This is a genomic window from Pontibacter toksunensis (assembly GCF_042686245.1).
Taxonomy (GTDB): Bacteria; Bacteroidota; Bacteroidia; order Cytophagales; family Hymenobacteraceae; genus Pontibacter; species Pontibacter toksunensis.
On sequence record NZ_JBHUOX010000012.1, the window covers coordinates 148,094 to 160,042 of the forward strand.

Genomic DNA, 11,949 nt, shown 5'->3' on the forward strand with positions numbered 1-11,949 from the left:
AGAGAGAAGGTATGGTATGGAAAGGAAATCAGGTTATTTTTTGTTTCAACACCCGGTATTGCCCACCTACAGGAAAACATCTTTCTATCTTCTGCAACACCGTTACCAGTACACAGTTCGGTGTAGTAACAGCAGCCACAAAAGAGGGGAACGGCCAAAGGCATAGGTCAGGGGGTGGTGAGCCTGAGGAGATCCTGCTTTTTCAGCGTTTTAAAGACAGGCTCATTCGCACTGATTAAATCAGTGGCGAGTTTGGCCTTGCTTTGCTGCAGCAGCATAATTTTCTCCTCTACCGTGTCCGGGCAGATAAGGCGCACGGCAATCACGTTCTTCTTCTGCCCGATTCTGTAGCAGCGGTCAATGGCCTGGTTCTCGACTGCTGGATTCCACCAGGGATCCACCAGAAACACATAATCCGCTGCAGTCAGGTTGAGCCCCGTGCCGCCTGCCTTTAGGCTGACCAGGAACACGCGGGTCTGCTCATCCTCCTGAAACTTGCGCACCACTTCCCCTCTGTCCCTGGTACCGCCTGTCAGGTAAGCGTGTTTGATTCCCTCTTTTACCAGCTCTTTCTTTATAAGGTCGAGCATGGTTACAAACTGGGAGAAGACAAGCACCTTATGCTGGCGGGAAATGGTGCGTACCTGGTCCAGCAGCACCCTGATTTTGGCGGAGGAAGCTGCCAGCGGCACACTCTCCCCTATCAGCAGCGGCGAGTTGCAAATCTGGCGGAGCCTCGTGATGCCCCTGAGCACGTGCATGGCATTTCCGGATACCTCATCCTCCCCGCTTGCCGATACATACTCCCTGAACTCCTTTTCATAAGCATCATACACGTTGCGCTGCTCAGGCTCCATGTCGCAATATAGCACCACCTCTGTTTTTTCGGGCAGCTCGCTTGCCACCTCCTTTTTGGTGCGCCTGAGAATGAAAGGGCTTATTTTTTGCTGCAATGCGGCGGCGCTCCATTTGTTCTTAAACTTATCAATGGGGATAGCATAGGTGTTCCTGAAAAACTGCTTCGTTCCCAGCAGTCCCGGACAGGCAAACGAGAGTTGCGCGTAAATATCAAACGTACGGTTCTCCAGGGGAGTGCCGGATATAGCGATCCTGTTCCGGGACTGAAGCAGGCAGGCCGCTTTGTAACGTTGTGACGCAGGGTTCTTGATGTTCTGTGACTCGTCAAGGAAAACATAGCTGAACATAAACTCCCTCAGGTAGGCGATGTCTGAAACTAGGGTGCCATAGGTGGTCATCACCACATCGTAGCCAGCGAAGGAATCCGTGGTTTTCTCTCTGTCGCTGCCGTGCAGCGTCAGCAGTTTCAGGGACGGTGCAAACTTCTGCAGCTCGGCTGCCCAGTTGTGCAGGAGCGAGGTTGGCACTACCAGCAGGTGGGTGCTCTGCCCAAACTTTTCTTTTAAGTGCAGCATAAAGGCGATGACCTGAACGGATTTCCCCAGTCCCATATCATCTGCCAGGCAGCCGCCAAAGTTCAACCCATCCAGAAACAGGAGCCAGCCAAGACCCAGTTGCTGGTACGGGCGCAGCTCCGTAAAAAGCCCTGCAGGGGCGGGCACTTGTCTGATAGAGGCTACATCTGACAGCTGTGACGCGTACTGGCTGATTTCCTTTTTTACGTCATCCGCCAGCATGTGTGCCTCGTAAAATTCTGAGAGCGAGGCAAAGCTTACCTTCGGTATGTGCAGGGTTTTCTCATCGGCCACCCTGCCTGCCTGGAAGTAGCGTTCCAGCCGTTCGAGCCACTCCTCCGGCATAATGCCCATTGTGCCGTCATCCAGCTGCACATACTTGCTCCTGTTCTTTACCGCCTTCTGGAGCTGCTTCAGGGAGGCTTTGCTCCTGCCGAACCGAACGGCTACCTTGGCATTGAACCAGTTCACGCCGCTCGACACCTGAACAGAAACGCTGGCCTTGTGCTGGTTCAGCCTGTTTCCTTTCAGTTCGTTGAACCCGAGCACCGTAATGCCCTGGCTCCGCCACGCTTCGAAGGCATCCAGAAACCAATCCTCTTCCAGGAAGCGGTGCCTGTGCAGGTAAAAGTACAAAAGCGGGCTTTCCAGCTGCTCCTCAAAGTCCGGGTGTTGTTTTAGCAGCAGGGCCGTGAAGGCATCTTCTGCCTCCGCATCGCGTGCTACGCCGAACAGGCGTCCCGATTTGTCCTCGGCAAGTATCTGCCTTCTCGTCAGTACAGGAATCTCAACCTCCCCATACTTCATCACTGGGTTCAGCCTCACATACTGTTCCACTCCAGAGAGGTAAATCAGTTTTTCAGGAGTTTGGTCAAAGCCACCCGCCACGTATTGTGCTGGTGTGGCGGGCTCCAAGTACGTGTGATCTACCGGCACATGTTTTTCCATCTCCGCCAGCACGTCTGACCGGAACTCCATAAAGGAGGCATGGGGCAAGGTAATACCGTTGCCGTGCCGCTTAAAGTAAGCAATGGTCTGCAGCAGGTTTGGGTTAACGCAGAAATACCAGTTGTCCTCCACCACCAAAAAATAATCAAACCGGGTAGTGATGCGACTTAAGGGGAAATAAGCCCCGCTGATAAACAGGTCACTGCTGACTGTGTACAGCCCGTCCTGCAGGTCGACGCGAATGGAGCAGTTTATCTTAGGCTGGCTTACCTGAACGGGGAAAATAGACCGGGGTGTTATCTTCTCTGTAATGGCAGCATCATGGAGATAATACGCATACCGGAAGGGGTTGCGGACAAGTGCCTGCAACACCTGCAGGTCTGTGCCCGAAGCCTCATAGAAGGTTTGCAGCTTACTGACAGCAGCGTAGAATTTCAGTTCCTCCGGCTGCTGTGTTTGCCAGACCAGATCAAGCGTTTGCAGTATGGTGAGCGGGCTCCTGAGCTCCCCCGTGCTGCTGAAGCGGCATTCTGCCAGTTGTGCTGTGAAGAGGTTATAGTACCTGTGCTTGCCTATAACGATGATGCGCATTGTATTGGCGGGCAAGGGGGCTGTTCTTTCTTTGGAAACATTTGCTGAGCAGGCATAGGCTTCCTCGTGTGTCTTTGCCGCTACAAACGGCTCGTAAATTTGTTTTTGCTCTTCCATTTTGCCTGTCATCAAACATAGCACGAATTCTTCAGAACTGCCACCTCACGTAAAAAATTGAGGCACGGGCAGCAGTTCATCAGATGGGTATATTCATGAAAAAGCATGGGTTTTTCGGCTACTGGCTTCCTATGAAACAGACTTCAACAAGGAGATTAATCTTACAAAATCTCATAAAGTGTAATCCATAAGAATGCTTTAAGCTGCCGTAGTTATAGTTTATCCAGCGGCATCAAATCTACTGTATCATCTTAGTTGCTCTGTGCTCTCTAGGCCGAGAGGCCTCGTCTTGGGGGTAGGGGCCCTCTATTTGGAGTTTTTCTGCGCCAGTGCGCTGCCGCTGCTGCGGCACCTAAAAATCTCCAAATAGAGGGCCCCTACCCCAGGCGCTCAACCCAAAGACTGGAAGCAGCTTCACTCCGTGCGGACGAATAGAAAAGGCTCATTCATGAAAGGAACTTTAGGCAACTTAGTATTATTAGACTATTCTAAGTGACCGGAGCCCTTGTGTAAGCAAAATAAAAGAGGCTGCCCCGATTTCAAACAGCCTCTTTTGTAAGAGATGATGAACCTGTTTCTTGTAGTGCCTGGTCAAATTAATTGGTTTTGGGACAGCCTCTTTTGCTTTTGGTGCAGGTGGTACAAATACAATGAAAGAAGAATACCTGTTTATGCCAGTTCTCCTTTAACAGCGTATGGTAACTGAATGATGAACTCAGCATATTCTCCTTCCTGTGTGTTCACCTTTAAGCCACCACCATGGCCTTTTGTAATGATGTCGTAGCTCAGCGACAAGCCAAGTCCTGTGCCCTGTCCCGTTGGTTTGGTGGTGAAAAAGGGCTGGAAGATTTTATCATGTATCTTTTCAGGAATGCCGAGGCCATTGTCTTTAACGGAGATTTCAATTTTATCCTGCAGGTCTTTTGTCGTCACTTCTATTACGGGCACATAGTTGTCGTGGAGCAGTTTCTTTTTTTCCAGGATAGAGTAAAAGGCATTGTTGTACAGGTTTAAAAGAACTCTTGCCACGTCATCGGGTATCACTTCAATGGTCCCGATATTCTTATCGAACTTTGTTTTTATTTTTGCATTAAAAGATTTGTCTTTCGCCCTGATGCCATGGTAGCTCAGGCGCAGGTATTCATCTGCCAGGGCATTGATGTTAACAGGCTCTTTTATGCCTGTACTTGCCCTGGAGTGCTGCAGCATCCCTTTCACAATACTGTCCGCTCTCTTTCCGTGCGTTAATATCCGCTCTTCATTTGCCCTGATATTGTTGGCCAGCAGTATGGCTTCGGCTGTATCGCCGTGCTGCAGTTCCTGCACCATTTCCTCGATCAGTTCCTGGTTTGTTTCAGAGAAGTTGTTGACAAAGTTGAGCGGATTCTGAATTTCGTGGGCAATGCCGGCGGTAAGCTCACCAAGAGAAGCCATCTTTTCTTTCTGAACCAGCTGGTCCTGGGTCACCTTCAGTTCCTGTACCGTATTCTTCAGCGTGTCGTTGGTGGAGGCTAAAGTAAGGTTGGCTCTTTTCAGCTTCCGGGTGGTGATGGCAAGGTATTCCACCATCTGGTTAAACGACTTGCCAAGCTCCCCAATCTCATCACCGGAGTTATTCTTCACTCTGGCACTAAAGTCTCCTTCACTAACCCGTATGGCGGCATTCCGAAGGGCCAGCACCGGGTCAGAAATAGTTTTGGACAGCCAGAAACCAATGATGATGCCAATGCAAAACACTACCCCGCTTACCAGGAGCGATGTGATCTTGATCTTCCGTACACTGGAATTGATAACATCGGTCGAAAAACCCAGCAGTATCGCGCCCGACATTAGGGAGCTTTCAAAAGGAGAACGTTTCACGATAATGTTCTCATCCGAGACAGCGGCAGGGCTGTACGGGTTGTTTTCCGGGTACGTCTTGAAAAGCTTTTCAGTGGTGGTGTAGGACGTATGCGCTTCATTCCAGGTAGTATCGGTTTGTAGCATGCTGATAAACTCCAGCCTCGGGTCGCTTTTCACGAACTCCATCGCAGTTTGCACCCCTTCAAAGTTTTGCTCAGTTATGGCTATTTTAACACCCAAGGCCACCGTATTGGCCAGGTGCTGTACCTCATTGTTGTAATTGCGGAGTAAAAGCTTTGCCTGCTGGTCAGGGAAATAATACAAGGTAAAAAACGAGAACAAGAGCACAATAGTAGCAACTGTCAGCCATATCTTAGTTTTAAGATTCATTACCATCTGCTACTTCATGTAAAAAGTAAACAATTAATTATACGTAAAACAGGGTGTGGGGAGTGCTCACAGTGTTTCTTTTCTGTCTACAGTTATCGTTTTGATATTGGGTAAGCTAACTGGCTGATTTGTGATACCAATGGCGCCCGGGTTTTGGGAGACAAAGCTTTCAAGTTCTGAAACAGAGTTGAAGAAGTTCGGAGCAGAGGCCTTCCCCTGGAAGACGAGGGCAAGCCAGTGTTTATTTAGCTCGTCCGGCTTCATGTTAAACACGTTCCTGCTAATCGTTTCGCCAAGTTCGTTGTTGGTTTTCATCAGGGCTATCACCACTTTCGTACCATTGCTCCAGCGCTGCCGCTCTCCCAACAGCACAGATTTCAGTTCGTTCTTGGAGAGGCTGGAAGGTGCTCCTTTCTCGTGTGCTATGGCAGCAAGCGTATCCTGCGCATGGGCCTGTGCGGCCAATAGCAGGAACAGAAAAGTTACCAGAAGCTTCGCTGCGAACTGCCTTACCGGGCTATATATTTTGTTGCCACTCCTCATTCAGAAACCAATAGCAAATTGAGTGGAAACCAGGTTAACATCCGGAAGCAGCTCTGAGCGCTGATGCTGATATTCTAATTTTATAACTGCCAGGTAATTTATCTGGTACCTGATGCCTGCCAGGTAGGAAGCCGTGTTGTTATTAGCAAAACCTAACTCTCCCTCCTGGTAACGGAGCTGATCATAGCGGACATAGGGGATCACCTTTTCAGTGGCTTTATACCCCGCATACACATAAGATGAAATGGACCTTTTATACCCTGTGGAATCTGTATGCGTAATCCCCACCATACTTTCTGCCAGCACCTCCACTTTTTCCCCAAAGCTGGCTACGGAAGCGGTCACTAAATTTTCTTTCAGCCGCCAGCCCAGAATGTGGCCGCCGTGCAGTTTAGCCCCCTTGTTAAAAACATCGCGGTAATAAGAAACACCTATGCGTAAGTTATCCACGGGCTTTATGTGCAGGGCAAGCGTCACTGATTTATTGTCGTCGATATCGAACACGTCTGATGCGCCGAGCCCGTTTCCGAACATGATGTCATAGCCGAACTTCATGGGCCCCAGGTTGAGCCCCTGCAGGCTGATGCCTGTGGTATGGATGGGGAAGAGTGGGGTTGAAAAAATCAAAGGCCGGTAAATTGTCGGGAAGAAAGCCCTGCCGTGGTGGTAGGTATCGTTCCAGTAATTGAGTGGCGTATGGTGCTTCCCCACCAGTACATTGTGGTTGCCTGCAATGTTGTACCTTATTATAACACGTTCGACACTCACTGAGAAACGCGTGGCTGAGAAAGGATCAAACTTAAAAACTGTTTCACCCAGGAAAGACACCCGGTCGCTGATGTCAGAAGTGATGAACAGGTCCTGCTCCCCTAAAGCAAAAAACAACCTGTCATTGGAGTAAACAGCGGAAACATCTACAAAGCCCCTGATTTGGGTGTTGCTCTGGCTATAGGCTTGTACAGAAAGAAAAAAGATAAAACACAGCGCTGGCGGTATACCTTTCAGTATACATTGCCTAAGCTGTTGGTTGACCCGGTAGATGATTCTTTTCATTTGTGTGCGGTACGTATGAATTCATCAGGACCCTTTTCTTTTATCAGAAGCGGATCCAAATCTATAGGTGCTGTGCTAAAGTTCTATTTCCGGATATTTCTGCTGTCTAAAAATTTATGGATAAGGTAGTCTGTATGCTGAAACAGATACCAAGACAAAAGCCGGTAAACGAAGTCTCATTTTTAATGCGTGCTTTTGCTGTAGCTCCTGTAAATGCTGGATTACAGGAGCAGGGGGGTTACACCATGCACGGCTAAGTAGCTGGCTGTCCTAAAACAGGAAGCTGCTACTTCTGGTATTATACTTTAAACAATATAGTAAATTATACGCATATTATATAAAAAAAACTATAGAATATAGATTTAATTTTATAAATAACTCCTTCTTGTTGAGCAGAGCGCTGTTATTGGGGCTATAGAGTGAAAAGAACTACTTAGGTAAACACGTTTAGCCGGCTGCAGCGCATGCCTTTGCTCCATTATGCCCCTATGCTGCTGGTGTTGAAAGCAGTACATGAAGCGGAGCCTGCCTGGCAGGAGCTTTTCCTACCGAATGAATAGAGTCAAGAATAACAATGCGTTTTCTCTCTAGCATATACTAAGTCTTCTACCTGAAGCCTTTGAAAAAACCGGGTACATTACTTAGCTAAGCATACTATCCCAGCCGCCAAACTCAGGGCGGCTATTGATTTTAAAAACAAAACCTGGAAAGTTCCCAACGAATTTTGTGGCGCTGCCGCCGAAACCAGTATAAGGATTACGTGCCCTCACTGCTATTCATGAAAATGCGCTACAGTTGAACAAGTTGTGAATGAAAACAACAAGAACGGCGAAGAAAGACATATAGCTGTAGTAGCACCTGCCTACCCTGCATGAGCGATATGATGAAAGAAATGAATGAGATACTAAGCGAATGGAAAATAAGCCCGGAAGAGGCCAGGCGTAGTGAGAAACTAGCGACAGTAGCTATAGTCATGAAATACCCCGTTACAGATGGTTTCATGAAAATACCTCCCGAGGAAAGGAAGGCTATTATCCGGGAATTCCTGCAGCAGCAATACGCCAGTCTGAAAAAAGATTTTACGCTTACAAACATCAAACTGGCTAATAAACGGACAGAACCGCGGCTCTTGGAAGCCCAAATGAAGATGAAAGACGTGTACGACCTTAAGGAAAAGGAGTATGTGCATCATGTTAGGGTGAAGGAAATGGAGGGTGTAGAGCGGCTGACATCAGAAGAAGATAATGAGGAAAAGCCGGATTTATTTTACGCAGTCAAAGCACGCTACGCCATTCTGATCGAAGGAATTACCAGCGGGTTACAAACTTATGAAGAAAGAATTGTTTTGCTGAAAGCGAAGAATGAAGAAGAGGCAGAGAAAAAGGCCTTGGATATTTTGCCAAAGCAGGAAGAACCTTTCCTGAACAGTGACAAAAGGTATGTCTGGTTTAAGTTTGAGGAAATCATCGACATCCAGGAAATGTATGCCCGTGAACTTAAGGACTTAGATAAAGACGGGATAGAGCTGTATTCTGAAAGAAAGGACCGTAGGATGAAACCAGGAGACGAATGGCTCCTGCCCTACCGCTCAAAAGAATAAATAATAGAAAATGAAGTTGCTGCCATAACGGACTTATAAAGATGTAGTGGTAGCACTAAAATAGCCGGGCTTAAGAAGGTCTACTAGGGAGTAATGACTGGTAAAAACTCTTAATCCCTAATCTTTTGCAAAGACAATATACATGAGCACAACTACTTATAATTCACCTACAATATAGATTTTGATAAGAATATTACAAAAAGCATATTGAATATTGAAACACCACTTGGAAACATGCTTGACAAAAAAGCCCCTCTCCGAGCGTGACATCTGCACGAAGTTTATTACGCCTGCGTTTGTAGCGGCTGGCTGGTATATTCAAAAACAAGTAAGAGAAGAGTGGGCCTTTACCGATGGCAGAACTATTGTGCGGGGGCAGAAGTAAACGAGGGGTAAGCATAAAAGAGCGGATTATGTGCTGTTCTACAGATCAACCATGGTGGCTAACAACGAAGCCAAGGATAACACCAACAACGGCGACAAAACCGGACACTCCTGGAACTTCAATCTATTGTGAATACTTGTCTTACCTCAGGAATTAGGTAACATCAAACAATATATTTATACATACACATAAAATGATACCAAAAGCTGTTCCTTAAGGAGGTAAGAAATTGGCAACCTCGTATATAACTATATGATTTACTAAGTGTATGTTGCCTTTTAAAATGAGCCATGATTCTACAAACTTCGCCTGCACCTTTAGAACTAGCGCCGTTTGTGAGTGGTTACTTGTTTGGTCAAAGCGAATTTAAGGATAGCCGCCTTATACCCACCCTTCCTCGCGGAGTGCCTGCTCTTATGGTTGTTATGAATGAAGACAATAAGGGACAACTGGAGTGCATACAACTTAATCAAGTTCAATCTATCACTAACGGTGTTTACCTGTGCGGACAGGCAACCCAAATGTGGTGGCTGAGGGTCAGAACCTGTCAGTCTTATATGGTTGTATTAAAGCCGACTGCCTTGCAAAAAGTATTGGGTGAATCGGCAGATGTCTTCAATGATACTTACCTTCGGCTTGATGACCTTATTCCAGATTGCCAGTTCTTGCCTGAGCAACTCCTGGATGAAAAAAATCAGAAGGGGCAACTGTCTGTGCTTGAGATTTTTTTGAGGCGGCTGTTCCGTGACAAATTCATCAAACCAAATGAGGTAGATATGGCGGTACAATATATTCTGCAGACGCAAGGACAGGTTAAAATAGGTGAATTGTCAGTCCGGGAGCGAGCAAACGCTCGAACACTTACCCGGAAATTTACAGAGCAGGTAGGCTTGACTCCGAAGCTGTATGCCCGAATTATACGCTTCCGGGCAATTATGAATTATCTGCTTCTAAATCCAGAGGCTTCTCTGCTCGATGTGACATATAAATTCGGATTTTACGACCAATCGCATTTCATTAAAGACTTTTATGACTTCACTGGCCATTCTCCTAATCAATACCTCTCCACCGATCAAAGTTTTGATGGACATTTCATTAAAGCAGTGTGCTCAATAAGTTAAAGTAAAAGTAAAAATTGTTATGTCTGATTTTTACAATGCATTAGCAGCAGCTGCATTGTATATTTATATCATCCAGGTAAATGGTTGACTTCACCCCTTGACCTTCTTTGAAAATGAATAAAACCGGCACAAAGGTGTTGCTTTGGAGCAGGCTAAATTTAAACTATATAATCTGTTGGGAAGATTCTTTCAGCATTTTTCCGGACAATAATGACGCTGCTCTGACAATAACTATGCCTGAAGGCAGATGATTCAACAAAACCATAACATAGTATATATAGAGAATTAAACGCGAAGAAGCAGGAGGAACCACTATTTAATGTTATAAGTTTTATAAAAAAAACTCCATTAAAATCTTATTAAACAGGTTTTGATTCGGGTATCGTCCACCTGCAAGGATACCGGCCAAAGCTGCTTCTGACCCTACTTTGAATCTAAAATTTAGAACTGCAAAGTTAACCTGATTCGAAAGCATCATCTTCTGCTTACTCCCCTGTAAAGTAAATTACTTTCATACATTCTGATTTTCCGCATGCTGAAGGAACAACAGTAGAGCCAGGGCTATGTGTACTGTGTGTTGTCCGTCTATACGTTTCTAACTAATTCAAAAAAAGGTTATGGAAAAGATAAATTGGCTGTTCCTGTTCCTATTTGCCTTTACCATCGCGGCATGTGACGATGGTGCTGAGCTTGGCCCAATTGTACCGGAACCTGATACTGTTCATCCTGTAGTGAGTATCACGTCTCCGGCAGCCAATGATACTTTATTGGTATATTAAGAAAATGCAATCAAAGTAAACATCACCGATAACATGGCCTTAAAGGATGTGCGGGTGTACACAGCAGACCCAGAATGTGACTCCACTTGCATACCTCAGGAGATAGATGGTGAAATGGTTAGCATTAGCAAAGGTAATAGCAGTGTAAACTGGGGCTTAACCATTCATATACCTTCATGATACTTTCTGGGTACCCATATATACACCGTGGAAGCGGAAGATGGGCAGCAGAACGTGACAAAAAGCTCTTTTGCTGTTACCGTGCATGCGCCAGAATTAGATTTTGCCAGCTTTAGCACGATAATTTCTAATGGTGCATTTTTTGGGCAAATAGATAATAATAATGATGCCTTTCTGAACTATAATGAGCTAGGTGCAGCCTTCTATGGTAGCGTTAATAGTGGTATAGAAGACTGGGAAATTGAACCTGATGAGGACGATTGGAATTGGTTCGTACAGTTTCATGGACTGGAGAACCAGACCTGGTCGGATTGGGACACGAACGGTGACGATATTCTGCAACCTAAAGAGTTCAGTAAGGGCTTAGAAAAAGCTAGCTTCTTAGCTGAATGGGATATTGATAACGATGGTTTGCTTTCCGAAGAAGAGTTTACAAGCTATCTCTTTAGTCGCTTAGACCATGATGGTAATGGTGTGTTGAGCAGTAACGAGTATGTACACATTTTCCAAAGTGAGTATTGGCTCTAGATGAAGTATATATACTTTAAAACCTCTGACAGAAGCCAAACCATTGCAGAGGAAACAGTAAAGCTTTCCGAGAGAAGTCCCCTTGTGCCACATGCTGGCTTTGAATGTGTTCCTTGTTATTTCACAGGAATAAAAAAAGACAACTTGGCTACTCCTTATTCTCATGGTCTTCAGTATTGCGGCATGTGAAGATGATGCGCCCGATGCTGCTGCCCCGTTAGTCGCCATTAGCTCTCCGGCTGAGAATGCCCCTTTTCTGGTCGTGGATAAGGTTGCTATCTCTCGCGTTTACGCTGGAATACGCTATGAAATTGCAGTAGATGCAGGCTTGAACTTAAGTAAAAATTTAGGCGACAAGGTAGCAGACATCAATTTAACAGAGTAGGACTAAAGCCCTTTTAGCGCCTAAATCAAACCTCGCTAACCTCTATAAACGGAT

Annotated in this window: 9 protein-coding genes and 1 pseudogene; 6 read left to right on the top strand and 4 right to left on the bottom strand. The window is 46.1% G+C overall.

Annotation, left to right across the window (positions count from 1 at the left end; genetic code table 11):
• Positions 1 to 167 precede the first annotated feature (167 nt).
• The 4 genes from ACFS7Z_RS16350 to ACFS7Z_RS16365 form a co-directional block, all read right to left on the bottom strand.
• Positions 168 to 3,089, bottom strand: coding sequence for a DEAD/DEAH box helicase (locus tag ACFS7Z_RS16350; RefSeq protein ID WP_377486750.1), 2,922 nt, complete (start codon positions 3,087 to 3,089; stop codon positions 168 to 170).
• Positions 3,090 to 3,758: 669 nt separating this feature from the next.
• Positions 3,759 to 5,321 (bottom strand): HAMP domain-containing sensor histidine kinase, encoded by a 1,563-nt coding sequence (locus ACFS7Z_RS16355; RefSeq protein ID WP_377486753.1) that lies wholly within the window; start codon positions 5,319 to 5,321, stop codon positions 3,759 to 3,761.
• A 66-nt stretch (positions 5,322 to 5,387) separates the two neighbouring features.
• Positions 5,388 to 5,864, bottom strand: a complete 477-nt coding sequence (locus tag ACFS7Z_RS16360) for a hypothetical protein (protein WP_377486755.1) — start codon at positions 5,862 to 5,864, stop codon at positions 5,388 to 5,390.
• Positions 5,865 to 6,917, bottom strand: coding sequence for a hypothetical protein (locus ACFS7Z_RS16365; RefSeq protein WP_377486757.1), 1,053 nt, complete (start codon positions 6,915 to 6,917; stop codon positions 5,865 to 5,867). It lies immediately after the preceding gene.
• A gap of 880 nt (positions 6,918 to 7,797) precedes the next feature.
• Between ACFS7Z_RS16365 and ACFS7Z_RS16370 the strand changes: the two genes are divergently transcribed.
• The 6 genes and pseudogenes from ACFS7Z_RS16370 (at position 7,798) to ACFS7Z_RS16395 (ending at position 11,895) form a co-directional block, all read left to right on the top strand.
• Complete coding sequence (locus ACFS7Z_RS16370; protein ID WP_377486760.1) at positions 7,798 to 8,517, top strand: DUF4288 domain-containing protein; 720 nt, start codon at positions 7,798 to 7,800, stop codon at positions 8,515 to 8,517.
• A 238-nt stretch (positions 8,518 to 8,755) separates the two neighbouring features.
• A pseudogene (locus ACFS7Z_RS16375) lies at positions 8,756 to 8,986 on the top strand (EcoEI R domain-containing protein); the annotation flags it as partial.
• Positions 8,987 to 9,192: 206 nt separating this feature from the next.
• Positions 9,193 to 10,023, top strand: coding sequence for a helix-turn-helix domain-containing protein (locus ACFS7Z_RS16380; protein WP_377486762.1), 831 nt, complete (start codon positions 9,193 to 9,195; stop codon positions 10,021 to 10,023).
• Between the two features lie 617 nt (positions 10,024 to 10,640).
• Positions 10,641 to 10,802 carry a hypothetical protein gene (locus tag ACFS7Z_RS16385; protein WP_377486764.1) on the top strand — a complete coding sequence of 54 codons (162 nt, stop codon included), beginning with the start codon at positions 10,641 to 10,643 and terminating at the stop codon, positions 10,800 to 10,802.
• Between the two features lie 207 nt (positions 10,803 to 11,009).
• Positions 11,010 to 11,510 (top strand): hypothetical protein, encoded by a 501-nt coding sequence (locus tag ACFS7Z_RS16390; RefSeq protein WP_377486766.1) that lies wholly within the window; start codon positions 11,010 to 11,012, stop codon positions 11,508 to 11,510.
• Positions 11,511 to 11,673: 163 nt separating this feature from the next.
• Positions 11,674 to 11,895, top strand: coding sequence for a hypothetical protein (locus ACFS7Z_RS16395; protein WP_377486768.1), 222 nt, complete (start codon positions 11,674 to 11,676; stop codon positions 11,893 to 11,895).
• Positions 11,896 to 11,949 lie beyond the last annotated feature (54 nt).

Excerpts from the sequence above, each read along its gene's own strand:
- ACFS7Z_RS16365 (WP_377486757.1), bottom strand. The coding sequence starts at position 6,917 with ATGAAAAGAATCATCTACCGGGTCAACCAACAGCTTAGGCAATGTATA.
- ACFS7Z_RS16370 (WP_377486760.1), top strand. The coding sequence starts at position 7,798 with ATGATGAAAGAAATGAATGAGATACTAAGCGAATGGAAAATAAGCCCG.
- ACFS7Z_RS16360 (WP_377486755.1), bottom strand. The coding sequence starts at position 5,864 with ATGAGGAGTGGCAACAAAATATATAGCCCGGTAAGGCAGTTCGCAGCG.
- ACFS7Z_RS16355 (WP_377486753.1), bottom strand. The coding sequence starts at position 5,321 with ATGAATCTTAAAACTAAGATATGGCTGACAGTTGCTACTATTGTGCTC.
- ACFS7Z_RS16380 (WP_377486762.1), top strand. The coding sequence starts at position 9,193 with ATGATTCTACAAACTTCGCCTGCACCTTTAGAACTAGCGCCGTTTGTG.
- ACFS7Z_RS16395 (WP_377486768.1), top strand. The coding sequence starts at position 11,674 with ATGGTCTTCAGTATTGCGGCATGTGAAGATGATGCGCCCGATGCTGCT.
- ACFS7Z_RS16350 (WP_377486750.1), bottom strand. The coding sequence starts at position 3,089 with ATGGAAGAGCAAAAACAAATTTACGAGCCGTTTGTAGCGGCAAAGACA.
- ACFS7Z_RS16385 (WP_377486764.1), top strand. The coding sequence starts at position 10,641 with ATGGAAAAGATAAATTGGCTGTTCCTGTTCCTATTTGCCTTTACCATC.